Source organism: Streptomyces agglomeratus (assembly GCF_001746415.1).
GTDB lineage: Bacteria > Actinomycetota > Actinomycetes > Streptomycetales > Streptomycetaceae > Streptomyces > Streptomyces agglomeratus.
In genome coordinates, this window is record NZ_MEHJ01000001.1 from 3,271,539 (window position 1) to 3,295,115 (window position 23,577).

23 protein-coding genes are annotated in these 23,577 nt (G+C 71.4%); 4 read left to right on the forward strand and 19 right to left on the reverse strand.

All coding sequences use genetic code 11. The features are described from left to right. Positions 1–29: 29 nt before the first annotated feature. Together AS594_RS13910 and AS594_RS13915 are read right to left on the reverse strand one after the other, a co-directional pair. Positions 30–695, reverse strand: coding sequence for a DsbA family oxidoreductase (locus AS594_RS13910; RefSeq protein WP_107358103.1), 666 nt, complete (start codon positions 693–695; stop codon positions 30–32). Positions 696–729: 34 nt separating this feature from the next. Further along, positions 730–1,110, reverse strand: a complete 381-nt coding sequence (locus tag AS594_RS13915; protein ID WP_069927348.1) for a DMT family transporter — start codon at positions 1,108–1,110, stop codon at positions 730–732. Between the two features lie 112 nt (positions 1,111–1,222). Between AS594_RS13915 and AS594_RS13920 the strand changes: the two genes are divergently transcribed. Next, the gene (locus AS594_RS13920; RefSeq protein ID WP_420877897.1) at positions 1,223–1,600 is read left to right on the forward strand and encodes an ArsR/SmtB family transcription factor; all 378 of its coding nucleotides are present in this window, start codon (positions 1,223–1,225) and stop codon (positions 1,598–1,600) included. 34 nt (positions 1,601–1,634) lie between these two features. Here AS594_RS13920 and AS594_RS13925 read toward each other — a convergent pair whose 3' ends face one another. Next, positions 1,635–2,828, reverse strand: coding sequence for a glutathionylspermidine synthase family protein (locus AS594_RS13925; protein WP_069932897.1), 1,194 nt, complete (start codon positions 2,826–2,828; stop codon positions 1,635–1,637). A 35-nt stretch (positions 2,829–2,863) separates the two neighbouring features. Next, entirely contained in the window at positions 2,864–3,145 is a 282-nt protein-coding gene (locus AS594_RS13930; RefSeq protein ID WP_069927351.1) for a hypothetical protein, read from the reverse strand. 127 nt (positions 3,146–3,272) lie between these two features. Here AS594_RS13930 and AS594_RS13935 point away from each other — a divergent pair, with 127 nt between their 5' ends. Further along, entirely contained in the window at positions 3,273–4,187 is a 915-nt protein-coding gene (locus AS594_RS13935) for a DMT family protein (protein ID WP_240509256.1), read from the forward strand. 185 nt (positions 4,188–4,372) lie between these two features. On the opposite strand, the gene pdxR is transcribed toward AS594_RS13935, so the two are convergent. Then, positions 4,373–5,773: a MocR-like pyridoxine biosynthesis transcription factor PdxR gene (pdxR, locus tag AS594_RS13940; RefSeq protein ID WP_069932896.1), complete on the reverse strand. Its 1,401-nt coding sequence runs from the start codon at positions 5,771–5,773 to the stop codon at positions 4,373–4,375. Between the two features lie 47 nt (positions 5,774–5,820). Here pdxR and AS594_RS13945 point away from each other — a divergent pair, with 47 nt between their 5' ends. Next, complete coding sequence (locus tag AS594_RS13945) at positions 5,821–6,330, forward strand: carboxymuconolactone decarboxylase family protein (RefSeq protein WP_069932895.1); 510 nt, start codon at positions 5,821–5,823, stop codon at positions 6,328–6,330. 69 nt (positions 6,331–6,399) lie between these two features. Here the strand turns inward: AS594_RS13945 and AS594_RS13950 are convergent, their stop codons facing one another. The 14 genes from AS594_RS13950 to AS594_RS14015 form a co-directional block, all read right to left on the reverse strand. Continuing rightward, complete coding sequence (locus AS594_RS13950; protein WP_069930509.1) at positions 6,400–7,368, reverse strand: ABC transporter substrate-binding protein; 969 nt, start codon at positions 7,366–7,368, stop codon at positions 6,400–6,402. 61 nt (positions 7,369–7,429) lie between these two features. Next, positions 7,430–9,478: an ABC transporter permease gene (locus tag AS594_RS13955; RefSeq protein ID WP_069927353.1), complete on the reverse strand. Its 2,049-nt coding sequence runs from the start codon at positions 9,476–9,478 to the stop codon at positions 7,430–7,432. Next, positions 9,475–10,548 (reverse strand): quaternary amine ABC transporter ATP-binding protein, encoded by a 1,074-nt coding sequence (locus AS594_RS13960; protein ID WP_069927354.1) that lies wholly within the window; start codon positions 10,546–10,548, stop codon positions 9,475–9,477. The genes AS594_RS13955 and AS594_RS13960 overlap by 4 nt, the downstream gene beginning before the upstream one ends. Beyond that, positions 10,548–12,080, reverse strand: coding sequence for a GMC family oxidoreductase (locus AS594_RS13965; RefSeq protein ID WP_069927355.1), 1,533 nt, complete (start codon positions 12,078–12,080; stop codon positions 10,548–10,550). The genes AS594_RS13960 and AS594_RS13965 overlap by 1 nt, the downstream gene beginning before the upstream one ends. A gap of 139 nt (positions 12,081–12,219) precedes the next feature. Further along, positions 12,220–13,722 (reverse strand): aldehyde dehydrogenase family protein, encoded by a 1,503-nt coding sequence (locus AS594_RS13970; RefSeq protein ID WP_069927356.1) that lies wholly within the window; start codon positions 13,720–13,722, stop codon positions 12,220–12,222. A gap of 138 nt (positions 13,723–13,860) precedes the next feature. Then, positions 13,861–14,766, reverse strand: a complete 906-nt coding sequence (locus AS594_RS13975; RefSeq protein WP_069927357.1) for a hypothetical protein — start codon at positions 14,764–14,766, stop codon at positions 13,861–13,863. Between the two features lie 4 nt (positions 14,767–14,770). Next, positions 14,771–15,154 (reverse strand): hypothetical protein, encoded by a 384-nt coding sequence (locus AS594_RS13980; RefSeq protein WP_240509009.1) that lies wholly within the window; start codon positions 15,152–15,154, stop codon positions 14,771–14,773. Then, positions 15,141–17,015: a hypothetical protein gene (locus AS594_RS13985; protein ID WP_176733131.1), complete on the reverse strand. Its 1,875-nt coding sequence runs from the start codon at positions 17,013–17,015 to the stop codon at positions 15,141–15,143. The genes AS594_RS13980 and AS594_RS13985 overlap by 14 nt, the downstream gene beginning before the upstream one ends. Before the next feature lie 125 nt (positions 17,016–17,140). After that, the gene (locus AS594_RS13990; protein WP_069927359.1) at positions 17,141–17,692 is read right to left on the reverse strand and encodes a hypothetical protein; all 552 of its coding nucleotides are present in this window, start codon (positions 17,690–17,692) and stop codon (positions 17,141–17,143) included. Beyond that, a complete protein-coding gene (locus AS594_RS13995) occupies positions 17,692–17,937 on the reverse strand; it encodes a helix-turn-helix transcriptional regulator (protein ID WP_069927360.1) in 246 nt (81 codons plus the stop codon). Before AS594_RS13995 ends, AS594_RS13990 begins: the two co-directional genes overlap by 1 nt. A 123-nt stretch (positions 17,938–18,060) precedes the next feature. Beyond that, positions 18,061–19,050 carry a malate dehydrogenase gene (locus AS594_RS14000; protein WP_069932894.1) on the reverse strand — a complete coding sequence of 330 codons (990 nt, stop codon included), beginning with the start codon at positions 19,048–19,050 and terminating at the stop codon, positions 18,061–18,063. 340 nt (positions 19,051–19,390) lie between these two features. Further along, positions 19,391–20,533 (reverse strand): XRE family transcriptional regulator, encoded by a 1,143-nt coding sequence (locus tag AS594_RS14005; protein WP_069935114.1) that lies wholly within the window; start codon positions 20,531–20,533, stop codon positions 19,391–19,393. 475 nt (positions 20,534–21,008) lie between these two features. Then, positions 21,009–21,704 (reverse strand): DUF3017 domain-containing protein, encoded by a 696-nt coding sequence (locus AS594_RS14010; protein WP_069927363.1) that lies wholly within the window; start codon positions 21,702–21,704, stop codon positions 21,009–21,011. Positions 21,705–21,724: 20 nt separating this feature from the next. Further along, positions 21,725–22,594 carry a bifunctional methylenetetrahydrofolate dehydrogenase/methenyltetrahydrofolate cyclohydrolase gene (locus AS594_RS14015; protein WP_069927364.1) on the reverse strand — a complete coding sequence of 290 codons (870 nt, stop codon included), beginning with the start codon at positions 22,592–22,594 and terminating at the stop codon, positions 21,725–21,727. Between the two features lie 227 nt (positions 22,595–22,821). On the opposite strand from AS594_RS14015, the gene AS594_RS14020 reads away from it, so the two are divergent. Beyond that, entirely contained in the window at positions 22,822–23,568 is a 747-nt protein-coding gene (locus AS594_RS14020) for an RDD family protein (protein ID WP_069927365.1), read from the forward strand. The last annotated feature ends 9 nt before the right edge of the window (positions 23,569–23,577 follow it).

Consider the following 23,577-nt stretch of genomic DNA (forward strand, 5'->3'; position numbering starts at 1 on the left):
GGTTCTTGGGGGGTGCGGCGCGGCGGCCTTCAGGCCACGGGGAGCGGTATTGGTGCGGGTTGTCGTGCTGCGGGTCGCCGCGCCGCCTGCTGTTCTGCCGCGAGTACCTCGTCGACGACCTTGGTGAGGAAGGCGCGTTGGGGCATGCCCTCGACCTTGGTGCGGCCCTCCCCGATGAAGAGGGTGGGGACGGTCTTGATCCCGAGGTCCTCGTGTGCGTGGCGCTGGATCCGCTGGTGCGTCTCGTAGTAGCGGCCGGTCCGGAGGGCGGTGCGGTAGCGGCCGGCGTCCAGGCCCAGTCCGCCGGCCAGTTCGGTGAGGACCTCGACATCGCCGATGTCGCGCTCCTCCACGAAGAAGGCCGTCAGAAGTCGTTCGTTGTACTCGGCTCCCTTGCCGTGCTCCAGCGCGAACTGGTAGCCCTCGAAGGCAAGCCGGCTGTACGGCTGCGGTGACACGTCCGGCAGGACGATCGGCGACTCCAGGCGGGCCGCCATCGGGTAGACCACGCTCTTCCAGATGGTCTGGAGGTAGTCCCCCTCGACCAGCAGGGTCGGCGTCGGTTCCGGTCGCAGCTCGTACGGATGCCAGGTGATCTCCACGTCCTTGCCCTCGGTCGCCTGATCCAGGACCTTCTTGGCGAGAAGGCAGAACGGGCAGACGTAGTCGGACCAGATCTCGATCTTCAGAGGCATGTCGGTCACCCGTCGGTCGTGGTGGCGGGCCGCGTCAGCGGACCGGCTCGGGGACCGTCGCAGTGGCCGGCGCGGTCGTCGCCTCGGCCTCGGCCGAGCCGCGGTCGACCAGCTTGAGGCCGATGATTCCGCCGAGGATGGCGACGAAGCAGATGACCTTGCCGAGGTTCAGCGACTCGTCGAAGATCACCGTGCCGAGGAGGACGGTGCCGACGGAGCCGATGCCGGTCCAGATCGCGTAACCGACGCCGACGTCGAGCGTCTTCAGCGCGAGGCTGAGGAAGAAGATGCCGAAGCCGGCGGCGACCGCGGTGATCAGGGACGGTACGAGCTTGGTGAAGCCGTCGGTGGCGTTGGTGCCGAGGGCGAAGATCACCTCGAAGACCGAGGCGATGAGCAAGTAGATCCAGGCCATGTCGAGATCCTTCCGTATTCATTGCTTGCGCAAGCGTTGCTTGTGCACGCAATATTGCACCGGGATGGAGAGCGCGTCAACCCGGAAAAGTGAAGACGTCAGGAAGAGGGGGATTCCCGTGCGGCACAGGGAAGTTCGGAGCGCCGGAGGCAGAGAGCTGGAGCACCCGCCCCGGGAGGAGATACGGCTGGAGAGCGTTCTTCAGGCTCTCGCCGACCCGGCCCGGCTACAGGTCGTCCGCGTACTGGCGGCGCTCGACGAGGAGGGCCTGGCCAGTTGCTCCGCCGCTGCCGCCGGGCTCGGGGTGAGCAAGTCGACGTCGACGCACCACTTCAGAGTGCTGCGGGTGGCCGGCGTGATACGGCAGCACTACCGGGGGACGGCGAAGATGAACACGCTGCGGCGGGCGGATCTGGAGGCGCGCTTCCCGGGACTGCTGGTGGCGGTCGTGGGCGCGGCGGAGCCCGGTCGCCGGCCGGGCCCGGCATGATCCCGGTCCGGTGACCGAGGGCCCGCTTCCGCGCCTAAAGGATCACGTGCGGCAGGAAGCGGGCGTACTCGTCCGTGATCAGGCCCGAGGACTCCCGGATGCCGAGGCCCGCTGCCTCGTTCTCGACGACCCACGCGCCGAGCACCACGCGGTTGCCGTCGAAGTCCGGCAGGGGTGCCAACTCCTGGTAGCAGACGGGCTGTTCACCGACGACCGGTGAATGGGCGGTCCCCGGTCCGTGGATCGTGACGCCCGCGCCCTCGCGGCCGAGCAGCGGCTTGGCGACGAAGCCGGGGCCGTCGGGGGCCGCCAGTTCGCGCGGGCCGTCGAGATACGCGGCGAGCAGGTTGGGGTGGCCGGGGTAGAGCTCCCACAGGATCGCGAGCAGCGCCTTGTTGGAGAGCAGCATCTTCCAGGCGGGCTCGATCCAGCAGGTGCTGCCGGTGCCGCCGCCGTTGTCGAGGGTGTCCAGGACGTGCGGACCGAAGCGGTCGGTCGTCAGCCACTCCCAGGGGTAGAGCTTGAAGCAGCTGCGGATGAAGCGCAGCCGGCCGTCGACGAAGCGGCCCGAGAGCCGGTCCCAGCCGATCTGCTCCACGGACAGCGCCTCGGTGGCGAGCCCGGCCTGCTGGGCCGTCTCGCGCAGATAGGCGACGGTCATCAGGTCTTCGCCGAGCTCGTCGCCGTCCGAGTGGACGAAGTGCACGGGACCGGGCGGCAGGAGGTGCGCCTGGTGCTTCCAGGCGTCGACGAGCCGCTCGTGCAGCGAGTTCCACTGGTCGGCGCCGGGGAAGCGCTCCTCCATCCAGAACCACTGCGGGCTGGCCGCCTCCACCAGCGAGGTGGGCGTGTCGGCGTTGTACTCCAGCATCTTGGCCGGGCCCGTGCCGTCGTACCGGAGGTCGAAACGCCCGTAGACGGAGGGGAGTTCGGCCCGTCGCCGCCACGAGGTGGCGATCCTCGACGCCAGGCGCGGGTCCGTGATGCCGAGGTCGGCGAAGCGGTCGTGCTCGACGATGTGCCCGGCGGCGGCCAGGCACATGGCGTGCAGTTCCTCGACGACCTCCTCCATCGCCTCGACCTCGGGCAGCGAGAACTCGTAGTACGCGCTCTCGTCCCAGTACGGGCGCAGCGACCCGTCCGGGAAGCGGGTCAGCGGGTAGATGAGGCCCTGCTCCTCGACGGTCTGCTGCCAGCCGGGGCGCGGTTCGATCGTGTGTCGCTTCATCGGTGAGTGCCTGGTGCCTGAGCCCGGGGGCCCTGTCAGCCGCCGCCGGAGCCGGAGGAGCCGAAGCCGCCCCGGTCGACCGCGGACTTGTCGAAGCTGCCGTCCGTGACCTTGCCGTCGCTGACACGGCCGCCGTAGTAGTACCTGCCGCCGTTGCCGTCGTCGTCGCACTTGTAGTCCGGCAGCACTTCCTGCGTGACCGGGTCCACGCAGCGCCGGTCCGGCTCCGAGCCGCACGCGGTGAGCGTCGCCGCGAGCACGCCCATGCCGCCGAGCAGCACCGTGCCCGACCTCAGTTTGCGCCGTCGTGCCGCCATGTACCGGCCCCTCCCCCGTCGTTCGATCTGATTCTCAAGGCCGTCCGACAGACTAGATGGCCCGCTCCCGCCGGTGGAACCGGGTGCCCGATCTTCGCCCCTCTAGAGTCGGTTTGTGCTCCTTGGGATGATCTGCGCGCTCAGTTCGGCGGTCTGCATCGGTACGGCCTCCGTGCTCCAGGCCGTCGCGGCCCGCGCCGCGAAGCCCGGCACCGGCAGCGGGGTCGACGTGACGCTCCAGCTGCGCGCCATGCGCCAGTGGCGCTACCTCGTCGGCCTGGCCCTCGACGGCCTCAGCTTCGCCCTCCAGATCGTCGCCCTGCTCACCATCCCGATCTACGCCGTCGAGGCGTCCCAGGCCGCGAGCCTCGCCGTCACCGCCGTGGTCGCCGCCCACGTGCTGAAGGTGCGACTGAGGGGCCTGGAGTGGACCGCGGTGGGCGTGGTCAGCGCGGGCCTGGCGATGATCGGGCTCTCCGTCGGGCCGGAGGGCGAGAGCCAGGGCCCGCCCGCTCTTCCTTACGCGCTGCTCGGTGCCGCCTTCGCCGTACTGGTCGCGGGCGCGGTGGCGGGCCGCCTGCCGGGCCGGGCCCGCGCGCTGGTGCTGGGCTTCGGGGCGGGCACGGGATTCGGGGTGGTGTCGGTCTCGGTGCGGCTGATCGACGACCTGGCCCCGTCGGCGCTCGCCGCCAATCCGGCCTGGTACGCCCTTCTGCTGGCCGGCGGCACGGCGTTTCTGCTGCTCACGTCGGCGTTCCAGCGCGGCTCGGTGACCACGGCGACGGCGGGCATGGTGGTCGGCGAGACGATCGGCCCGGCCCTGGTGGGCGTGGTGTGGCTCGGCGACCGTACCCGCGAGGGCCTGGCCGTACCGGCGGCGGTGGGTTTCGTGGTGGCGGTGGCGGGCGCGCTGGCGCTGGCGCGGTTCGGCGAGGCGTCGGACGCGGTGACCGACGAGGCGTCGGCGGCCCCGCGGCGAGGCCGGGGACCGGGTCACGGCGGTGCGGGAACGAGGGCACCCGGTGACCACCGTGAAGGGTGAGGGGCCCGCCGGGAACTCACCGGGATGGTTTATCGTTCATCTTTACGTGGGGCGGAACGAGGCGCCCATGGGCGGCCCGCCGCACCCACCCCCGTACGAGCCCCGGCCGGCCTCCCCCGTCCGGTCGGGGCTCCCCCCTCCTCCGACGGCTCCCGGGCAGGCCGCCGCCCCCGCGCCCCCGGCCGTCACGGCAGTGCCCGGCACAGCGCGTCCAGCGCACCCGCCCACGCGCTGTCCGGCGGCGTCGCGTAGCCGACGACCAGCGCGTCCCGGTCCCGCCGGGCCGACGGGTGCCGGAAGCCGTCCACGCCTGCCAGCGCGAGCCCCTGCCACGCCGCCGCCTGCACCACCGAGCGTTCCGTGCCGGGCGGCAGCTCCAGCACCGCGTGCAGCCCGGCCGCGATCCCCGTCACCCGTACGTCCGGCGCCCGCTCCGCCACCGCCGCCACCAGCTGGTCGCGCCGCCGCCGGTAGCGCAGCCGCATCGAGCGCACATGACGGTCGTACGCCCCCGAGCCGATGAACTCCGCCAGCGTGAGCTGGTCCAGCGCGCTCGATGCCCAGTCCACGGCCCCCTTCGCCGCCGTCACCTCCTCGACCAGCGGCTCCGGCAGCACCATCCAGCCCAGCCGCAGCCCCGGCGCCAGCGCCTTGCTCGCCGTCCCCAGGTAGACCACGCGCTCCGGATCGAGGCCCTGGAGGGCGCCGACCGGCTGCCGGTCGTAGCGGAACTCGCCGTCGTAGTCGTCCTCCAGGATCAGTCCGCCGGTGGCGCGCGCCCAGTCGACCGCCGCCGTGCGCCGGTCCGGATGCAGGGCGAGACCGATCGGGAACTGGTGGGCCGGCGTCAGCAGCACCGCCCCCGCGCCCCGCAGCCCCGCCAGCTCCCCGGTGCGCGAACCGTACGCGTCGAAGCCGAGGGCCGCGGTGCGCAGCCCGGCCTCGGTGAGCAGGTCCCGGTGGAAGCCGAGACCGTACGACTCGACCGCCACCTCCCGTACGCGCCGCTGCCGCAGCACGCCGGCGAGGAGCGTCAGCCCGTACACGAACCCGGAGCAGACGACGACCCGGTCCGGCGTGGCCCGTACGCCGCGCGCCCGCGCCACGTACTCGGCGACCGCGGTGCGCAGCTCGACCCGCCCGCGCGGATCGCCGTACCCGAACGCCTCGTGCGGCGCCGCCGTCAGCGCGCGCCTGGCCGCCTTCAGCCACTCGGCACGCGGAAAGAACGCCAGGTCGGGCCTGCCCGGCACGAGGCTGTACGCCGGCTCGCGCCGCACGGCCCGGCGCGCCGCGGCGGCGGGCACCGCCCTGCGCGGCGCGGCCCGCTCCGCCACCCGCGTGCCCGAGCCCTGGCGGGCGGTGAGCCACCCCTCGGCGACCAGCTCGGCGTACGCGTCGGCGACGGTGTTGCGGGCGACGCCCAGGTCGACGGCGAGCGAGCGGGAGGACGGCAGCCGCGTCCCCGGGGCCAGCCTGCCCGTACGGACGGCTTCCCGCAGGGCCTTCGTCAGGCCCGTACGCAGCCCGGAACCGCCCAGCTCCACATGCAGGTCGACCCCGGAGGTGGCCCATGAATCCGTCATGGAAATGGACCATACCGGTGCGCCAACAGCGCCGTAGCGTCGTTCCCATGACTACCGACACGTCCACCGCGACGCCCCAGTACGCCCACGAGCACACGCCCCGCCTGGAGTGGGCGAAGCTCGTCCCCGACGTCTACAAGGCCATGATCACGCTCGACGCGGCAGCGAAGAAGGGCCTCGACCCCCTGCTCGTCGAACTGGTCAAGATCCGCGCCTCGCAGATCAACCACTGCGCCTTCTGCGTCGACATGCACTCCAAGGACGCACTCGCGGCGGGCGAAACGGTCGAGCGGATCGTCCAGCTCAGCGCGTGGGACGAGTCGCGGCACTTCTACACGGAGCAGGAGGCCGCGGCCCTCGAACTGACCGAGGCCGTGACCGTCCTGACCGACGGATTCGTCCCCGACGAGGTGTACGCGAGGGCCGCCGAGCACTTCGGGGAGCCGGAACTGGCCCGCCTGATCGCACTGATCAACACCATCAACGCCTGGAACCGGTTCGCCGTGACGACCCGCATGGTCGCCGGCCACTACACCCCGGGCGCCTTCGCGCACTGACCACCGCGCACGGAGACGCGCCGAGGGGCCTGCCGCCGGGCGGCAGGCCCCTCGTAATGCGCTGGAAACCTACTTCTTCGGCATCCAGGTCTTCCACGTCGACTCGTTCGCCTTGACCCACTTCTCGGCCGCGGCCTCGGGCGACAGCTTCTCGTCCGCGATCATCAGGGCGACCTCGTTCTGCTGCTCGGTCGTCCACTTGAAGTTCTTCAGGAACTCCGCCGCCTTGCCGCCGTTCTTCGCGAAGTCCGCGTTGAAGAACTTCTGGAGCGGCGTGTTCGGGTAGGCGCAGGCGACCTTCTCGGGGTCGGCGTCGCAGCCTTCCTTGTACGCCGGCAGCTTGACCTCGACCATGTCGATCTCGGCGTTCAGCCACTGCGGCGTCCACCAGTACGTCAGGAACGGTTTCTTCGCCTTCGCGTACTTCTTCATGGCCGTGATCTGGCTGGCCTCGGAACCCGAGTAGTTCGTCTTGAGGTTCAGCTTCAGGTTCTTGATGATCGCGTCGTCGTTGGTGACGTAGTCCGGGGACCCTTCGAGGATCTCGCCCTTGTCACCGCTCTCCGCGGTCTTGAACTCGTCGGCGTACTTGTTGAGGTTCTTCCAGTCCGTGACGTCCGGGTGCTTGTCCGCGAAGTACTTCGGCACGAACCAGCCGATGTGCCCGGTGACACCGAGGTCGCCGCCCTTGACGACGGTCTTCTTGGTGTCGACGTAGCTCTTCTCCTCCTTCGGGTGGCCCCAGTCCTCCAGGATCCCGTCGATGTCGCCCTTCGACAGCGCGTCCCATGCGAGGACCTCGCCCATCTGCTGGGTCTTGACGGTGTACCCGAGCTCCTTCTCCAGGAGGTACGCCGCGACCGCCGTGTTGGCCTGCGCGCCGACCCACGAGGGGACGGTCAGCTTCACGGTCTTCTTGTCACCGGCCTCGTCGCTCTTGCCGGTCTCGGCGGCGCCGCACCCGCTGAGGGCGAGCAGGCCGAGGGCGGCGGCGGTGGCGGTGGCCGTTCGGATGGTGCGGCTGTTTCGCGTATTCATGCGCATGGTGAGGGTGACTCTCTTCTAGGCAGGAATGAAGCAGAAGGGGGGCCGGGTCCGGTCAGTTGTCGTGACGACGACCGGAGCGGCCCGTACCGGGCTGGGTGAGGCGGTCCAGTACGAGACCGAGGCAGACGATCGCGGCGCCGGCCGTCATGCCGACCCCCATCTCGCCGCGCGACAGCCCCTTGACCACGTCGTAACCGAGCGCGCCACCACCGACGAGGCCGCCGACGACGACCACGGCGAGGACCAGCACGACACCCTGGTTGACCGCGAGCTGGAGCGCCGGGCGGGCCAGCGGGAGCTGCACCTGGAGGAGCTGCTGCCGGGAGCCTGCGCCCAGGGAGCGCGAGGCTTCCAGGGCGGCGGGGTCGACCTCACGGATGCCCTGGGTGGTGATGCGGACGACGGCCGGCAGCGCGTACACGACGGCCGCGATGATGGCGGAGGCGCGCGTGACACCGAACAGCGCGACCACCGGGATCAGGTACACGAACTGCGGCATCGTCTGCATCGCGTCGAGCACCGGCCGCATCCACCGTTCGAACCGGCCCGCCCGCGCTGCCGCGATGCCGAGCGCGAAGCCCAGCAGCAGCGTCACGAAGAGCGCGGCGATCACCTGGGACAGCGTGTCGAGGGACTTCGTCCACACGCCGAGTACGCCAATGGCGCCCAGCGCGAGCGTCGAGGTGAGCGCGGTCGCCCAGGTCCCGACCAGCCACGCCAGCCCGGCGACGATCAGCAGCAGCGCCCACCAGGGCAGCCACACCAGTCCGTCGCGCAGCGGGTTGAGCACCCACAGGGTGAAGTTCTCCGACCACACCTCCGTGCCGCCGAGGACGGGGATGCCCGAGGCGAGGTGCTCGGTGATCCAGTCCTGGGCCCTGTTGACGGGTGTGGAGATGTCGTACGTCCAGCCTTCCGGCCAGGACCGCGTGAGCAGCGCGCGTCCGGCGGCGGCGACGACCGCGGTGACGACCGCGACCAGCGCCCAGGCGCGCCACCCGTGCAGCAGCCGCGAGCCGCCGGGCACGGAGGCACCGATGCGCTCGCCCGCAGCGGCGGTCGTACGGTCGAGCCAGACCGCGATCAGCACGATCGGGATGCCGGCCGCGAGCGCCTTGCCGACGTCGACCGTGGACAGCGCCGAGTAGACCTCTTCGCCGAGACCACCGGCGCCGACGAGCGCCGCGATGACGACCATCGAGAGCGCCATCATGATCGTCTGGTTGAGGCCGAGCAGCATTTCCTTGCGGGCGAGCGGCAGTCGCGCCGTCCACAGCCGCTGCCAGCCGTTCGCGCCGAGCGAGGCCGACGCCTCCAGGACCCCGGCGTCGGCGCCGCGCAGCCCGAGGGCCGTGAGGCGGGCCATCGGCGGGGCGGCGTAGATGACCGTGCAGAAGAGGGCGGCGGGGGTACCGGTGCCGAAGACGAGCACGAACGGCAGCAGGTACGCGAAGGCCGGCATGACCTGCATGGTGTCGAGCACCGGGCGCAGCATCCGGTGGAAACGGTCGGAGAGTCCGGCCGCGAGCCCGAGCAGGATGCCGAGTACGGAGGCGAGGGCCACGGCCACGACCATCAGCGCGATGGTGAGCAGCGTGGCGTCCCACATGCCGAGCACCCCGCACACCGCGAACACGACGGCGGCGACGGCGGCCGTCTTCGCGCCGCGCCGGCCGAGTCCGGCGGCGCGCCACGCGAAGAGCACGGCCATGGCGGCGAAGCCGGCCCAGCCGAGCGCGTCGAGACCGCTGTAGACGGCGTCGACCGCGTCGGTGGCGGTGTTGGAGAGGTGCAGCAGGAAGTACAGGAAGAGGGGGTGGGTCTCGCGGTTGTCGATGACCCACGCGTTGGCGTCGTCGAGCGGACCCGACACGTCGACGGTCAGCCCGGCGGGCCAGCTCCCGCCGCCCCACAGCGCGATGCCGAGCGGTACGAGCAGCAACGCGGCGACGGCGAGCGGCAGCAGCTTGCGGCCGGCGCGGTGGCGTACGACGGCGGCGAACCGGCCGGGGGCGCGCCCTGCTGCCGGCTTGTCCTTCGCGGGCCGCGCCGCGGGCTCGTTCGCGGGCTCCTTCGCGGGCGCGGTGACGGCCGCCGTCATGCGGCGACCGCCTTTGCCGTATCGATGCCCGCGACGACGGCGAGCAGCCCCTGGTGGTCGACGATGCCGATGCAGCGTCCGTTCTCCATCACGCGGGCGGGCTCGCCGGTGCGGGCGACGGCCTCGATGGCGGACGAGACCGTGGCGTCGGGAGAGACGGACGCCCCGGTCTCCGTCTCGCGGGCGTCGCCGGCCGGTCGCATGGCGGTGCGTACGGTCATGACCTGCTCGCGCGCGACGTCACGGACGAAGTCACGTACGTAGTCGTCGGCGGGCGAGCCGACGATTTCCTCGGGGGTGCCGAGCTGCACGATCCGGCCGTCGCGCATCAGCGCGATCCGGGTGCCGAGCCGCAGCGCCTCGCTGAGGTCGTGGGTGATGAAGACCATCGTGCGGCCCTCTTCGCGGTGCAGGCGGACGACCTCTTCCTGCATGTCGCGGCGGATCAGGGGGTCGAGCGCGCTGAACGGCTCGTCGAAGAGCAGCACTTCGGGGTCGACGGCGAGGGCGCGGGCCAGACCGACGCGCTGCTGCTGTCCGCCGGAGAGCTGGCCGGGACGGCGCTCCTCCATCCCCGCGAGGCCGACCTTCTCGACGACCTCGGCGGCCTTGGCGCGGCGCTCCGCCCTGCCCATGCCCTGGATCTCCAGGCCGTAGGCGATGTTGTCGATCACGGAGCGGTGCGGCAGCAGGCCGAAGTGCTGGAAGACCATGGAGGCGCGGTGCCGGCGCAGTTCGCGCAGCCGCGACCTGTCCATGGAAAGGACGTCCTCGCCGTCGATGGCGATGGCGCCGGAGGTCGGCTCGATGAGGCGGGTCAGGCAGCGTACGAGGGTGGACTTGCCGGAGCCCGAGAGCCCCATGACGACGAAGACCTCCCCCTTCTGCACGTCGAAGGAGACGTCGCGCACGGCGGCGGTACAGCCGGTGCGGGCCCGCAGCTCCTCGGCGGTCAGTTCGGCGCATTCCTTGTCGGCGGGTATTCGGTCCGCCTTCGGGCCGAACACCTTCCACAGGTTCTTTACGGAGAAGACCGGTTCGGCGGCGTTCGTCTGTTCAGGAGCGGTCATCACGCATCACCTCCCGGTGCAGTTGTTGAGGCAAGCAGTTCGGCGCACTTCTCCCCGACCATCAGGACCCCGATCATCGGGTTCACGGCGGGCATCGTCGGGAAGACGGATGCGTCGGCGATGCGGATGCCTTCGAGCCCGCGGATTTTCAAGTCCGGTGACACTACGGCAAGTTCGTCGAAGGAGTCACCCATCCGGCAGGTGCCGGCCGGGTGGTACACGGTGTGGGCGACCTTGCGGGCGTACTCGCTGATGTCCTCGTCGGAGGTGACGTCGGGCCCGGGGCAGACCTCGCGCTTGAGCCACTTCGCGAGCGGCTCGGCCTTGGCGATCTCGCGGGCCATGCGGATGCCGTCCACGAGGGTCTGGGCGTCGTAGTCGTCCTCGTCCGTGAAGTAGCGGAAGTCCAGCGCGGGCTTGACGGCCGGGTCGGCGCTGGTCAGGAAGAGGCGGCCGCGGCTGTGCGGCTTGGGGATGTTCGGCGTCATCGACACACCGTGCTCGGGCCGTTCGTAGCCGAGGCGTTCCGGGTTGTCGGTGAACGGGATCTGGTAGAAGTGGAACATCAGGTCCGGGCCCCGGCTCGCCGGGTCCCGGCGTACGAACAGACCCGCGTCAGAGTCCATCGCCGAGTTCTCGGGTATCGGCCCGTCCGTCTCCCAGACGATGACCGACTCGGGGTGGTCGAGCAGGTTCTCGCCGACGCCGGGCAGGTCGAGCACGACGGGGATCCCGAGCGCTTCCAGGTCGGCCTTCGGGCCGATGCCGGAGTGCAGCAGCAGCCGCGGGGTGTCCACCGCGCCCGCGCAGACGAGCACCTCGCGGCTCGCCTCGACGAGTACCTCCTCGCCGTCCTTCGTACGGACGTGCACGCCGGTCGCCCGGGTCCCGTCGAGCTCCAGCCTGTACGCCCAAGTCTCCAGCATGAGGTGGAGGTTCGGCCGGTCAAGGAAGGGGTGCAGGTACGCGACGGAGGCGGACGAGCGCTTGTTGTTCTCGGGGTGGTAGGCGAGGTCGAAGAAGCCGGCGCCCTCGTGGAAGGGCTGCATGTTGAACCCTTCGACGCGGGGTACGCCGATGGCCTCCTGCGCCGCGTCGACGAAGTCGCGGGCGATGGCGTTCCGGTCCTTCTCGTCGACCGGCACGATGTTGTTGCGGAGCTTGTGGAAGTACGGCGCCATGGAGGCGGCGCCCCAGCCCTTGGCGCCCGCGGTCTCCCACTCGTCCCAGTCGGACGGCAGCGGCTGGAAGGCGATCAGCGTGTTGTGCGAGGAGCAGCCGCCCAGGACGCGGGCGCGGCTGTGCCGGATGTGGGAATTGCCGCGTGGCTGCTCGGTCGTGGGGTAGTCGTAGTCGAGTTCACCGCCGAGCAGGCCCATCCAGCGGCGCAGCGTCAGCACTTCGGGGCGGTCGACGTCGGAGGGTCCGCCCTCGATCACGGCGACGCGGACGGACGGGTCCTCGGTGAGCCGGGACGCGATCACCGAACCCGCGGTGCCGCCGCCGACGACGACGTAGTCGTATACAGGCATGGGTTACTGCTCCTCTTTCGTGCGACCACGGGAGGTCGGGCCCGTCCGGCCGTAGGGGGCCGGGGTCCCGGGGGGACCGGTTGTGGGAGGGGAAGGGGACGGGGAGGGGGAAGGGGGCGGGGAGGGGGAAGGGCCTCCGTCAGCCCGCGAACCAGCGCACCGGGCGCGGGTCCAGGTTCTGGTAGATGTGCTTCGCCTCGCGGTACTCGGCGAGGCCCGACGGCCCGAGCTCTCGCCCGACACCGGACTTGCCGAACCCGCCCCACTCCGCCTGCGGCAGGTAGGGATGGAAGTCGTTGATCCACACCGTGCCGTGGCGCAGCCGTCCGGCGACGCGCCGCGCGCGCCCGGCGTCGGCCGTCCACACGCCGCCGGCCAGCCCGTACTCGGTGTCGTTGGCGAGGGCGACGGCCTCGTCCTCGGTACGGAAGGTCTCCACCGTCAGGACCGGCCCGAAGACCTCTTCCCGTACGACGCGCATCTCGCGGTGGCACTGGTCCAGGACGGTCGGGGCGTAGAAGTACCCGCCCTCGGGCCGTACGTCGGACGGCTCGGGCCGGCTGCCGCCGGCGCGCAGTACGGCGCCCTCCTCCAGTGCAGAGGCGACGTACATCTCGGTCTTCGCCAGCTGCTGCGCGGAGACGAGCGGTCCGCATTCCACGCCGTCGGCCGTGCCGCGGCCGAGGCGGATCTTCGCGGCCCGGCGGGCGAGTTCGGCGACGAAGCGCTCGCGCACCGACTCCTCGACGATGAGCCGGGAGCCGGCCGAGCAGACCTGGCCGCTGTGGATGAACGCGGCGTTGAGCGCCTGGTCTACGGCGGTGTCGAAGCCCTCTTCGGTGGCGCAGGCGTCGGCGAAGACGACGTTCGGGTTCTTGCCGCCCAGCTCCAGGGCGACCTTCTTCACGGTGACGGCGGCGGCCTGCATGACCTTCGTACCGCTGGCGAGGCCGCCCGTGAACGACACGAGGTCGACATCGGGGTGCTCGGACATCCGCGCGCCGACGGGGTCACCGGCGCCGGTCACGAGGTTGGCGACACCGGCCGGCAGTCCCGCCTCGACGAGCAGCTCGACGAGCGCGACGGTCGTCAGCGGGGTGATCTCGCTGGGCTTGAGCACGAAGGTGTTGCCCGCGGCCAGCGCCGGGGCGATCTTCCAGCTGGCCTGGAGGAGCGGGTAGTTCCACGGCGCTATGAGCGCGCAGACTCCGACCGGCTCGTACACGACGACGCTGTGGATGTCAGGCGAACCGGCGTCCACGACGCGGCCGGCGCCCTCGCCCACGACGAGGTCGGCGAAGTACCGGAAGGCGTCGCTCACGCAGTCGACGTCGACCCGGCCCTCTTCCAGCGTCTTCCCCGCGTCGCGGCTTTCGAGGAGTGCGATCTCCTCGCGGTCGCGCTGGAGCAGCTCACCGACGCGCCGCAGCAGCGCGGCGCGCTCGGCCACCGGGGTACGGGGCCACTCGCCCGAGTCGAACGCCGCACGGGCGGCCGCCACGGCGGCGTCGACGTCGGCTGCGCCGCCCTCGGCGACGACGGCGAAAGGCTTGGCGTCAGCGGGGTCGATGATCTCGCGCGTGGCGCCGGAAGCGGCTGCCTGCCACTTCCCGCCCACATGAATGGTCTGTTGTCCCGACACGTCGCGTTTCGCCTTCCGTTCCCGATATGTACCGCCAGTAAAGACCGGCGACCGGGAGCCCTCCCCCCAAAGCCGATAACCATGCGCAATGAGTGGCCGAAAGTGCCCTGCATCACGACCGTTACGGATCAAAAACGGTCAGAAGGTGTCATTCGGTTGGAAGTTTTCGATCACCGTACGGAGGATTTCCTGCTGCCGCGGCCACTCCCCGGCAGGCGCCGCGACCAGCACGGCCCACAGGTCGCCGCCGTCGACCCGGAAGACACGTTCGACTCCCCGCCGGCGCCCGCCGCTCTCCTCGCTGTCGTACTCGTAGACCAGCTCGGCCGACTGCCCCTCGTTCACGGCGCCGTCCACCGGGCCCACCCGGATCTCGTCGTACCCCTCGGTGCCGCTCCGCAGCCCGCCGGACGCCAGGCGCACGGCCTCGCCGGGGCTCATGCCGGGCTCGGTCACCTGGAAGACCTGCACCAGCGAGGCACGGTCGGCCGTGCGGTAGAAGACGCGGTCGTTCTCCAGGCTGCGCTCCCAGTCCTCGGGGACGGCGGCGGTGAAGCCCTCGGCGTCCGCCACCAGCCGGTACCCGGCCGGCACCCGCGGGGAGCCCGTCCCGGTCGGCTCCGCGGTCTGCGGTCCGGTCGGCTCCGCGGCGGTGCTCTCTTCCGGGGCGGTCGCCCCGGTGGCGGGCGAGGTGCTGCCGGCCGACTCGACGGCCTGCGGCGCTTGCGCGCCCGTACGCCCGGAGTCCTCGCCGCGGTGGCCCAGCGTGAACCACACGCCCACCGCCCCCAGTGCCAGTACGACGACGGCGGCCCCGGCGGCGAATGGCGAAATCCGGCCCCGTAACGACCGGGCGCCGCGTTCGGCGCCGCCCGGTCCGGCGAGGTCGTACGACGGGGGCCCGTCGGCCGGGGCGAGCGGATCCGCCGGCGGCACCGAGGGCAGGGGTGGCAGCGGCGGCGGCACCGGGACATGCGGAGCGGGCGGCCCCGCGTCACCGCTCTCCCAGCGCTGGGCCTCGTCGTTCCAGTACGGCCCGGCCATCGGGTCAGCCCCCCAGCAGCGATCCGACCGCGGCCACGGCGGCGGCGCCCGACGCGAGGACCTCCACGCTCGGGCCGGCGGCCGTGAGCGCGGCGCGCAGCCGGGCGAGACGGCCCGGCGTGGCCCGGCCCTCCTCCTCGATCTCCTCCTCCGTGGAGACGAGCTCGGCGTCGAGGACGGTGGTCGTGTCGGTGGTGACGAGCCGGTCCAGGTCCGCCCGGAGTTGGCGTACGGCGAGCAGCAGCTCTTCGTGGGCCGGGTCGCGGGGCGGGGCGGCGTGGTTCGTCGTGGTGTTGGTATTGGTCACGGTGTTGCCGCTGCCGATACCGATGGCGCTGTTGTTCACGGTCCCGAGGTGGACGGACCGCTGCTCATCAGGTGTTCCCACTGCGTACTCCCCCATCGTTGCCAGTGCCGTTGGCGCTGCCATTGCCGTTGCCGCTCTTGCCGGCGGCGCCGCCGGTCCTGCCGGCGACGCCGTTGTTGTTGGTCGTGATGTGGTTCTTGTCGCCGATGCCGATGGTGCTTCCGTGCGCGGACTCGATGAAGACCGCACCGGCCCCCACATTGACGATCTTCTGCTCGAACTCGTCGGTCTGCCAGCCCGCTTCGTACAGCGCCAGCCGCACTCCGCCGGTCACCCGGTCCTGCACGCTCTTCAGGTAGCGGTTGATGTCCATGTCCTGGAAGAGCGAGGCGTCCCAGTCGGAGCCCAGCTCACGCACGGACCGCGCGGGCCCGTCGGGCAGCGCGCCGCCGTTTCCGCCGGTGAGCATCTTCCACCCGCTGACGGCGCCCCGGCCCAGCGTCGCGAGCGCGTCCCCGAACGAGCGGGGGGTGTGGGTGAGCGCCCAGACGACCTTGCCGAACCAGTTGTTGTTCCGGTGCCGGTGGGCGATCCGGTCGGCGTCCTGGAACAACTTCCGTACGGGAAGCAGTACATGGGGCGCCACCTCCAGCATCAGCATGCCGCCCTGGGTGTGGACCCGTACGAAGACCGTGACCACGACCTCTTCGTTCCAGCCCCCGACCCGGATGCGCAGGAAGTGCCGACGGCTCTCGCCGCCCTCCTCCACGGACCCTCTCCGGTGGGCCTCGAACCCCGCGGAGTCGTACGGCGCCTGGTCGCGCCGGGTGAGCCCGGTGACCGGCAGGAAGACGCACTCGTCGGTCCTGAGCTCCCGCAGCCGGTCGCGTACGGCCGCCGCGAGCTGCGGCGATCCGTGCGGCGAGGGGATGCGCAGCGCCTCGACCAGAGGGACGATACGTTCGATGATCTTGGCGTTGTCGATCGCCTCGGGAGTGCTGCCCTTGCGCGGACGGAGCTCCACGGAGAGATTCCACGGCTGGTACGGACTGCCCGCGCCGCAGAACGGCTGCGAGGCGCTGTACATGACCAGCGGGGCGTGCTGCTCGACGCGGAGGTACCGCGCGAGCCGGCCGAAGCGCACGCCCGTGCCGCGCTCCGCGGGGTCGGCCGCGTGGTTGGGGAACCGCTGGGGGGACAGCTCGCCGGTCAGGATGCGGGCGAACTGGCCGCGCCGGAGCGCGACGACGGTGGTGAGTACACCGAGCAGCGCGAGGATGCCCCAGGCGGTACCGGCGCCGCCGAAGGGGAGGCCGGACCCGGCGACGGGCCCGAAGAGGTCCTCGGGTTCGAAGGAACCCGCCTGCCCGAAGGCGCCGGAGTCCCCGTAGCCGTCGTACCCGCCGAATCCCCCGCTCGTACCGCCCTCGCCGTACCCGTAACCGCCGGAGTCCTCCGAGTCCCCGAAGCCGAAGGCGGCCACGACCAGACCCGCGAGGACGAAGGCCAGCACGAGGCGCCCGTACCAGCGCAGCAGGAAGGCGGGGATCCGGCGGTACAACGGCGGCTGCCGGCTGCTGCCCCTGAGCCATCCGGAGAGGCTGAGCATGAGGCAGGGGCCCACCAGCATGACGAACATGCCGCCGGTCAGCGGGACGGCGAGCACCCACAGCACCACCACCCCGGCGGCCCAGGCGAGTTCGGTGCGCCGGGCGCGCAGGGCGTGGGCGAGTACGCGGGCGGCGTCGAAGCCGTACGACGGGGCGGCGATGCGCTCCTCGTGGACGTACAGCTCGTCGATGACCGCGTCCCGGTACCCGTCGTCGAGGTAGACCCCCGCGCACAGCAGCCGGGTCGCCTCACTGGCGGCGGGCGCCACGGGATCTCTGCCCCGCAGATCGTCCCGGTCACCGGGCTGGGTGGGTAAGGCCGTTTGAGACACCGCGTCCCTTTCGCCGCACGGGCTCAGCTGCGTGAACCGCCGTTCGGGCGGCGCGAGTTCAGCTGGAAAGGGGTGACAGTCTAGTCCCCTTGTGACGCGTGCGGCGATCCGGTTTCGTGCCGCCGTCAGACCTTCGCGGACACACCGTCGGGTTCGTCGGCGGGCTCGTCACGCACCATCAGTCCGGCGACCCACAGCGGCATCAGCCAGTGCGTGGCCAGGACGGCGGCCAGGACCGGCGCGATCAGCCCTTCGACCGGTACGCCGCCGGTCCAGCCGGCCGCACCGACGCCGAGCGCGGCGGCCAGCAGAAGTCCGGAGGTCAGCCGGTGCGCACGGGCGCGGGCCCGGTCACGCTCGGCGAGCTGCCGCTCGTCGAGCACGCGGCCCCGCAGTTCGAGCAGGCCGCGGGTGGCGGTGTTGATGACGCCGGTCGCGAAGCACCACGGGAGCAGCAGGGCCAGGATGACGACCAGGGCCCAGTCCCGGCGCTCTCCGAAGACCACGATGTTCCAGCACACGACGGAGGCGGCCGTCATGAGGATGTGAGCGCCGACGAAGAGCCGCCGGCGGGTGGCCGTGGAGTGAAGGGCGGAGCCCTCCTCACGGTTCATCAGCGCGAACATGCGCCGGTCGTGCGTGGTGATTTCGGCGGTCTGCCCCTGCCCTGCGGTCATCACTGCTTCCTCCCGTAGACCTCGTCGGTGAGCGGCCGGAACGGCCGGAGGGAGAACAGTGCCTCCACCGGCAACTCGAAGAACTCGGCGATCTTCAGGGCCAGGTCGAGGCTCGGGTTGTACTGCCCGCGCTCGATGTACCCGATGGTCTGGTAGTGCGCCCCGACAGCCTCGGCCAACGCCTGCCGCGAAACCCCGCGCTCGGCCCGAACCATCGCCAGCCTGTTGTGCACCTGCTCGCTCATGTATAAGAAGTACTACATCGCGATGCAGGTTCGCAAGGCACCTCCCCCGGAACGCGACAACGCCCCCGGCAGCCGATTCGATCGGCCGCCGGGGGCGTCGGTGGTGCGTACGTACTAAGGCACTCAGATCAGGCCGAGCTCGCGCACCGCGTCGCGCTCTTCCTTGAGCTCCTGCACCGACGCGTCGATGCGCGCGCGGGAGAACTCGTTGATGTCCAGGCCCTGGACGATCTCGTACTTGCCATCCTTGCAGGTGACGGGGAAGGAGGAGATGAGACCCTCCGGCACGCCGTACGAGCCGTCCGACGGGATGCCCATCGACGTCCAGTCGCCGGCCGCCGTGCCGTTGACCCACGTGTGCACGTGGTCGATGGCCGCGTTGGCGGCAGAGGCGGCCGAGGACGCGCCGCGCGCCTCGATGATCGCCGCACCGCGCTTGGCGACGGTCGGGATGAAGGTGTCGGCCAGCCACTTCTCGTCGTTGACGACCTCGGCGGCGTTCTTGCCGGCGATCTCCGCGTGGAAGATGTCCGGGTACTGCGTCGCCGAGTGGTTGCCCCAGATGGTGAGGCGCTTGATGTCGGAGACGGCGGAGCCGGTCTTCTTCGCGAGCTGCGACAGCGCGCGGTTGTGGTCCAGGCGCGTCATCGCGGTGAAGCGCTCGGCCGGTACGTCCGGGGCCGCCGCCTGCGCGATGAGCGCGTTGGTGTTGGCCGGGTTGCCGACGACGAGCACCTTGATGTCGTCCGCGGCGTTGTCGTTGATGGCCTTGCCCTGCGGCTTGAAGATGCCGCCGTTGGCGGACAGCAGGTCGCCGCGCTCCATGCCCTTCGTGCGCGGGCGGGCGCCGACGAGGAGGGCTACGTTCGCGCCGTCGAAGCCGACGTTCGGGTCGTCGGTGATCTCGATGCCCTGGAGCAGCGGGAAGGCGCAGTCGTCGAGCTCCATGGCGGTGCCCTCGGCGGCCTTCAGGCCCTGCGGGATTTCCAGGAGACGCAGCTTGACCGGCACATCCGCGCCGAGCAGGTGGCCGGAGGCGATGCGGAAGAGCAGCGCGTAACCGATCTGGCCGGCCGCGCCGGTGACGGTGACATTCACGGGAGTGCGGGTCATGGCGATCTCCGTAAGACAGCTGGCGGTGGGGGTCCCTGCCCCTCGTTGCTGAATATCCCCGCACGCCCAGGCGTTTGTTGGGCGCCTGAATCTTGACGTGAAGAGATATCCAGCGGTCAGGCTATCCGACCCCGGGAGCCCCGGTCTCCCGACCCCGTGTGGTGCGGCGCACATACCCCCGAACGCCGGGACGGCCACCCGCGCCAGAGGGGGTGCGCGGGCGGCCGTCCGACCGGGGTGCCGTGCACCCGTGGGGGGATGTCCCGCGCCTGCCCCGTTCCGGCGCGGGCATTCACCCTTCTTCGGTCTTTCTTCGGTACTTCTTCGGCCGCCTTCGGTCCTACTGAGCGGTGCAGCCCTTCACGCCCGACACGAGGGTCGCGCACGCCTTCGCGTCGGCGCCCTTGGGCACCGCCACCATGGGGGTGTACGCGTCCCTGTCGGCGTCGACCAGGCCGTTCTGCGCCCCCGGCCGGTCAGCGGCAGCGGCGCCGGAGGCGATCTGCACCTTGTCGCCCACGGTCGCCTGCGTGATACGGGCCCACGCCGCGCCGCACGTCTTGCTGTACCGGACCTCGACGAAGGCGGTGCCGACCGTCGCGCTCGCCGTCGTTTCGGCGAACTCGCCCCCGCAGCCCATGGCCTCCGGGTCCTCACCCGTGCAGTCGTCGCCGGCGCACTTGACGCCGGCGGGCAGCTCGGGGGCCGAAGTGGCCGGTCTGGGCTTCGGCTTGTCCTTCGCCACGGGGTCCTTGTCCGTGCCGCCGAGGCCGGTCAGCAGTACGGCGGCTGCGACGACCAGCAGTGCGCCGACGACGCCCGCGAGGAACATCGTGGTCTTCCTGCGGCGGCGTTGGCCGTCCGCCGATCCGGGTCCCGGTCCCCCGCCGTTGCGCTGCGGGGATATGAGGAAGTCCTGCGGCGCGCCCGCCGGCGTACGCCCGCCCGCCCCATTGGCCGGCGCACCCGCGCCGCCGACACCCGGCCCGCCTGCGCCCGGGGCCGGGTCCGGCCCGGGGCCGACGGAATGCGCGCCGGGCCCCATGGCCGTACCACCGAAGCCGATTCCCGCGGGCGGGGCGGCCGGGTCCGTCGTGGTGCGGCGGCCCGGCCGGCCGCCCTTCGCGGGCGCCGGCGTCTGCCCGAGTTCACCGAGCGCGGCCCGCGCCTGGGAGATCCGGATCGCTTCCATGGTCATGTCGTGGCGCATCTCGGAACGGCTCCAGGCGCGCTCCGCGAGCTCCCACATGGTGGTCAGATGGCCCGCGTTCGTACCGGTCACGTCGGCCAGGGCCAGGACCGCGCCCTTGGGCGGGAGCAGACGTCCGTTCAGATAGCGCTCCCAGGACGTCTTGCTGTACCCGGTCCTGTCCGCCACCGCCGCGATGCTGAGCCCACTCCGGTCAACGAGCCGGCGCAGCTGGCTTGCGAACTCCTTGACCTGCGGATCGAGCTCCTCCGGTAGAGCTTTCCAACGAGCCATTGCTTCCCCCTTGTCCCCCCAGTACGTGCCTGATGTACCCCGTGCTCCCGTGTCCCCGTGCCGCACACCCCTTCGCGCGCCCGCGTTCCGGGCCGTCAGAAGGGATGCGCCGAGCCAGGATGTCAGTTCCCGGGGCAGGAGCGCACGGGAGCATCCGGGAGTCCGGCGCGCCCCTTGCGCGCCCCCTCCCGAGTTCCCGGAACAGTCTCCCACCGCGGCGCCTCGGCGCGTTCCACAAGCCTGCTGTTCGCGCCGTGCCCGGACCGTGGCGGAATGGTCACCTCCGTGCCACAGGCGTCCGGCAGCCCTTGATCGGAATTGACGCGTACCTGACGCTGAAAACCGTGCCGTCGCCCGTCCTCCCCCGGGGGAGAGGACGGGCGCGTCACGCCCGCGGGCGGCCGGGCGTCGGACACCACGGCCGGACTCAGGGGCACGGAAGCGCGGGGCGGGGCCGAGCGGAACGCTCTCGCCCCTAGCGCACCGCGAAGCGGACCGCCGACTCCAGGAACGGGATCTCCAGCCACGGGCCGGGCTGCGCCATGAGCGCGAGCAGCACGATGGCGGTACCGAGCAGGCCGTACGTCGCCATGTCGGTGAAGCGCGAGCGCACGGCCAGCATGCCGACCGACGGGATCAGGCGGCGCAGCACGGCGCCGGCGATCAGGGCCAGGCCGATCAGCAGCGTGCCCAGCCGGAAGCCGATCCCGAACGCGTCGACCGCAACGAGCAGCAGCCCGACCGCGGTCGTCCCGAGGACGGCCAGGAACGGCCACTGGCGCACCGGGGCCGCACCGGACGCGGCGCGGCCGCCGCCCTCGGGACGCGCGGTGTCCCGCGTGAACATGGGGAAGCGCCGCGTGGTGCGGACGGGCCCCTCCGGTCCGGGGGCGCTGACGACGCCCTTGGCCTCCGGTTCGGGCTCGCCCGTCCCGGCCGGCCCGCCCACGTCGCCCGCCCGGTCGGCGGCGGGCGTGTCCCCGGCGCCGTGGGCGTCCGGCGCACCGTGGGCGTCGGGCCTACCGGGCGCGTCCGGCGTTCCGTGGGCGGCGTCCGGCGTACCGGCCGCTCCCCCGGCGTCGTGCCCGCCCGGCGCGTCCTGGCCGGCGTCCGCGTTCACGGTGACGTCCGCGGCGGCGGCCGGTTCGTCCGGAGTCGTAGCAGCACCCATGGGAGGCGGTTCCTTCCCGCTCAGCCCGTGGCCACGTCGTCGGCGGCGCGCTCCGCCGCCTCGACGACGTTGACCAGCAGCTGGGCGCGGGTCATCGGGCCGACGCCGCCCGGGTTCGGGGCGACCCACCCGGCCACCTCCGCGACGCCCGGGTGCACGTCGCCGACGATCTTGCCGTCCTCGTCCCGGCTCACGCCGACGTCGAGCACGGCGGCGCCCGGCTTGACGTCCTCGGGCTTGATGAGATGCGGCACACCCGCCGCGGCGATGATGATGTCCGCCTGCCTGAGGTGCGCGGACAGGTCACGCGTACCGGTGTGGCACTGCGTCACCGTCGCGTTCTCGGACTTGCGGGTCAGCACCAGCGGCATCGGGCGGCCGATGGTGATGCCGCGGCCGACGACCACGACGTTCGCACCCTTGATCTCCACGTCGTGGTGACGCAGGAGCTGGACGATGCCGTACGGCGTGCACGGCAGCGGGCCGGGCTCGCCGATCACCAGCCGGCCGAGGCTCATCGGGTGCAGGCCGTCGGCGTCCTTGGCCGGGTCCATCAGTTCCAGGACGCGGTTGGTGTCGATGCCCTTGGGGAGCGGGAGTTGCACGATGTAGCCCGTGCACTCCGGGTTCTCGTTCAGTTCCCGTACAACTGCCTCGATCTCCTCCTGGGAGGCGGTCGCGGGCAGTTCGCGCTGGATCGAGGCGATGCCGACCTGGGCACAGTCACGGTGCTTGCCCGCGACGTACCACTTGCTGCCCGGGTCGTCACCGACCAGCACGGTGCCGAGCCCGGGGACGATGCCCTTGGACTTCAGAGCCGCCACGCGGGCGGTCAGGTCGGACTTGATCGCGGCTGCGGTGGCCTTGCCATCGAGAATCTGGGCAGTCATGCCCCCATCCTCGCGGATGGACCCGCCCAGGTTCCAATCAGGCCGCCCTGGCCGAGGTTGCACTTGCACAACGCATAGGCATACCGACTGGACAAAGACACGAGTGAACTACAACGATGATCGGCGCAGTGCCGCGGACAGCGGCGGGGGGGCACCGCTCGATACCTTGTGACGTTCCTCCGCTCGGGCCGCGACGTCCCCAGCACTTCCAACGGAGGAACACCGCCATGAGTTTCGGCGACCCGAACAACCCGTACGGCCAGCAGCCGCAGCAGCCCCCGCAGGGCCAGCCCGGTTACGGCTACCCGCAGCAGGCGCCGCAGGGCGTGCCCCCGCAGCAGGGTTACGGCTACCCGCAGCAGGGCGCACAGCAGCCGGGTCAGCCCTACGGCGCGTACCCGCAGCAGCCGGGCACCCTCCAGGCCAACAACGGCCTGATCAACGTCCCGGTCCTGGGCACCGTCCAGGTCGCCACGATGGGCCGTCGCTTCGGCGCGCGCGTCATCGACGCCGTCATCATCTCGGTCCTGTACTTCATCCTCAGCGCCGTCGGTTTCGCGGGCGTGTTCGGCGCTGCCGAGGGCATGGAGGACTGCAACAACCTCGACCCGCTGGGTTCGGCGTACGAGGCCTGTGTCAACGACCAGGCCGAGGCGGCCGGTGGCATGCTCGCCGCGTTCTTCGGCGTCATCCTCATCTTCTTCCTGGCCACGCTGCTCTACGAGTGGCTGATGATCTCCTTCCTGGGCGCCACGGTCGGCAAGCTGGCCCTCGGCCTGAAGGTCGTCAAGGAGAACACGGGCCAGGTCCCCGGCATCGGCGGCGGCTTCATCCGCTGGATCATCCCGATGGCCGGCGCGCTCCTGTGCGGCATCGGCCAGCTCCTGGTCTACCTCTCCCCGTTCTTCGACAACTCCGGGAAGCTCCAGGGCTGGCACGACCGTGCCTCCGGCACCCTGGTCATCAAGAAGTAACGACCGTAC